This is a genomic window from Paenirhizobium naphthalenivorans, assembly GCF_007992095.1.
Classification (GTDB): Bacteria; Pseudomonadota; Alphaproteobacteria; order Rhizobiales; family Rhizobiaceae; genus Allorhizobium; species Allorhizobium naphthalenivorans.
In genome coordinates this window covers 1-3,527 of record NZ_BJZP01000065.1, presented here as the reverse complement: position 1 = coordinate 3,527, position 3,527 = coordinate 1, and the positions used below count along the sequence as shown (strand labels likewise).

Sequence of the window (3,527 nt, the reverse complement as noted above, 5' to 3'; positions counted from 1 at the left end):
CGGTGCGAGAGAAGTTTACCTGCCGCGAGTGCGAGAAGATCACGCAGCCGCCGGCACCCTTCCATGTGACACCCCGCGGTTTTGCCGGACCGAACCTGCTGGCGATGATCCTGTTCGAGAAGTTCGCCCAGCACCAGCCGCTCAACCGCCAGAGCGAGCGCTATGCCCGCGAGGGCGTCGACCTCAGCATGTCGACGCTGGCCGATCAGGTCGGAGCCTGTGCCGCGGCGTTAAAGCCCATTCACTACCTGATCGAGGCGCATGTCCTTGCTGCCGAACGTCTGCACGGCGACGACACGACCGTACCGATCCTGGCCAAGGGAAAGACCGATACGGGCCGTATCTGGACCTATGTCCGGGACGATCGGCCGTTCGGAGGACTCTCACCGCCGGCAGCCCTTTACTATGCCTCGCGAGATCGACGGCAGGAGCATCCGGAACGCCACCTCAAATCCTTCACCGGCATTCTGCAGGCGGACGCCTATGGCGGCTACAATCCGCTGTTCAAGTTTGATCGCGATCCAAATCCGCTGACGCAGGCACTCTGTTGGGCACACTCGCGGCGCAAATTCTTCGTGCTCGCCGACATTGCCGCGAACGCCAAGCGTGGAAAGAATGCTGCGCCGATCTCGCCTATGGCGCTCGAAGGCGTCAAACGGATCGACGGCCTGTTTGATATCGAGCGGGAGATCAACGGGCTTTCGGCCGATCAACGCCTGGATCGTCGCCGCAAGGAAAGCGTGCCGCTCGTCGATGAGCTGCAGGTCTGGCTTCAAACCGAGCGAGCAAAACTCTCACGCAGTTCCCCGGTCGCCGAGGCGATTGATTACATGCTCAAGCGATGGGACGGCTTCACGTCATTCCTAGACGACGGCCGGATTTGCCTGACGAACAACGCAGCCGAGCGAGCCCTGCGAGGCTTCGCACTCGGTAGGAAGTCCTGGCTCTTCGCCGAATCAGATCGTGGCGCTGATCGTGCCGCTTTCATGGCCACGCTGATCATGACGGCAAAGCTCAACGACATCGATCCGCAGGCGTGGCTGGCCGACGTTCTTGCCCGCATCGCAGACACGCCGATGACCAGGCTGGAACAACTGCTTCCATGGAACTGGACACCGCCGACCGTCAACGCACAAGCGGCATGATCTGCCACCTTTGTCGAAGCTCATTTTAAGCGATGTTGGAACCCAATAATGTTGAAGTTGTCTACCTTAGCCGCAATCGGATTTGTCTTGGCTTTACCGGCGATGGCGTCCCCGCGGGTGATCGACTGCTCCGGAAACTGGGAGGCGACCGTTCGATCGCTCGAGCCCGAGCCTGCGGGACCTTTAACACTGTCGGCCGTTCGCTGTGTCAGCATTCCCCGCGACGGCTACCCGGTTTCGCTTTCGCCCGACGGTAGGAAGTTACTCAGCTTCCATGAGCTTGAAGGGCTTTGGGTCGGAGGAATTGACCGCGCAGATACGGGCAGCGCGTTTGCTGGTCGCATCTCTGGCTCTACTTTCGGAAGCAGGTCAGCACCCTTCGAGTGGCGCTCCGACTCCTCGGTTGTAATGGGGGTCGCGCAGGAAACGAACCGGCACGGCTTCGCACTCACGCCCTTGCAACCGTATCTGTTCACGGCCGATGGCCAAAAAACCCGCCTTCCGGCTCTTAACCATCCGGACGGGCCCTTGGATGAGGTTTTCTGGATGGATGGAACTGGATCGGCTTTCGCCACATTTGGAACGAGAGGTCGCTACTACAAGCCCGAGCGCACTGACGTCATTCCGACCATCGCGATGGCGAATGCACTAACCGGCGAAGTTCTGCAAAGCTTTCCCATCACTGAGATCGAAGGGCTCGGCGACCGCAGGCAATGGGTTGCGGCCTCGCGTACCAAGGACAATGGAAGAATACGTACTTTGGTAGCATGGCCACCGGATCGCTGGATGCTCTGGGATCAGAATGAACGTCCGAGACTTGTACCGATTGAGATTGAGACACGGCGACCGACCTTCACCCTTTCCATGGATGGCAGCCAGGTTTTGATCATGGGAAACTTGAGCGCGACAGGGGTGGTGTGCGAGTTCGGACGCAAGTGTCCAGCGCCGATACCACAGTCAGGCATGATCGCGCAGTTGAGAGAGGTGACTTCCGGCACAGTCGTTTGGTCGATTGATGGTACAGCACGTGGCTTCACCACTAGCATAGTACCGGCTGTCAGCCCGAATAATCGATATGCTTTGATCTTGCTGCCCGACGACAGGCAGTATGTTGCACTTATTTCCATGGCAGACGGCCGCGTCTTGCAGCGATTTTCGACGCCTGGTTGGGCAAGTCTGTCTTTAGCCTTCTCACCGGATGGTAGACAGGCCTGGCTGACTGGCGGTTCGATAGTGGCAGTTTTCGACATCGACGACAGTTCGGATTAGAGGGTCGTGTGCCAGCCAGCGTCGATGGCCCATTTTGGCCCGTCGGGACGATAACCCCGAATTACTGTGCTAGCTTTGGAACGTATGGTTCGCCGGATACTTTCTATCTGCCGTGTAAAGCCACTAGGTGGTGTGCGGCCTTCACCGTAGGCTTACACTGCTCGGCAAGGAATGCCTGCTGCAGGCCGCGCCGCACGCGGTCCCTATGGAGGTCCTTGCGTCAAAATATACACCACGCCTCGACGACGCCGGTGATCTGGTAATTATGACGTGCCCCCGATAAATCGGACCGTTTGAAGCTGGAATTTTCCAATTATGATCCCGTGACCGGGAGAAGGAGAGTTCCATGAAAGCATCGAAGTTTTCGGAGGCGCAGATTGCCTTCGTCTTGAAGCAGGCTGAGGACGGAACAGCTGTTGGCGAGGTCTGCCGAAAGGCAGGAATTTCGGAGGCGACGTTCTACAACTGGCGCAAGCGTTACGCTGGCCTGATGCCTTCCGAGGTCAAGAGGCTGCGCCAACTCGAGGAGGAGAACGCCAAGCTCAAGCGCCTGGTCGCGGACCTCAGCCTCGACAAGGCCATGCTTCAGGATGTGCTATCAAAAAAGCTCTGAAGCCTGCTCGCCGACGCCGCCTTGTCGATGAGGTGAGAGAGACCTGGAAGGTATCGGTTCGCAAGGCATGTTCGGCCCTGCGGATCGATCGTTCCCTCTACACCTACAAGGGCAAGCGCGGAGAGCAGGCACCCCTGAAGAACCGCATCAAGGAGATCTGCGAGACACGTGTCCGCTATGGATATCGGCGTGTCCACGTGCTTTTACAGCGTGAGGGATGGCCGATCAACATGAAGCGAACAAGAAGACTTTACAATGAGTTGGGTCTTCAGCTGCGCAACAAGACACCAAAGCGCCGGGTCAAGGCCAAACTCAGGCAGGAGCGAACCGATGCGACCAGAAGCAACCAGATCTGGGCCATGGACTTCGTTCACGACCAGCTCGCAACGGGCCGGAAACTGCGCATCCTGACGATCGTCGACACCCACTCGCGCTTTGCACCGGCCACCGATCCACGGTTCTCCTATCGCGGTGAGGATGTCGTCCATACGCTGGAACGC

General features: G+C 58.6%; 2 protein-coding genes and 1 pseudogene. All 3 read left to right on the top strand.

The genetic code is table 11. The features are described from left to right. Positions 1-1,145 (top strand): IS66 family transposase (gene tnpC / locus RNA01_RS22890; protein WP_147182398.1); only part of this gene is annotated, 1,145 nt, incomplete at its 5' end. 48 nt (positions 1,146-1,193) lie between these two features. Further along, a complete protein-coding gene (locus tag RNA01_RS22885; RefSeq protein WP_147182397.1) occupies positions 1,194-2,414 on the top strand; it encodes a YncE family protein in 1,221 nt (406 codons plus the stop codon). Between the two features lie 346 nt (positions 2,415-2,760). Further along, positions 2,761-3,527 (top strand): annotated as a pseudogene (locus RNA01_RS24275) (IS3 family transposase); the annotation flags it as partial.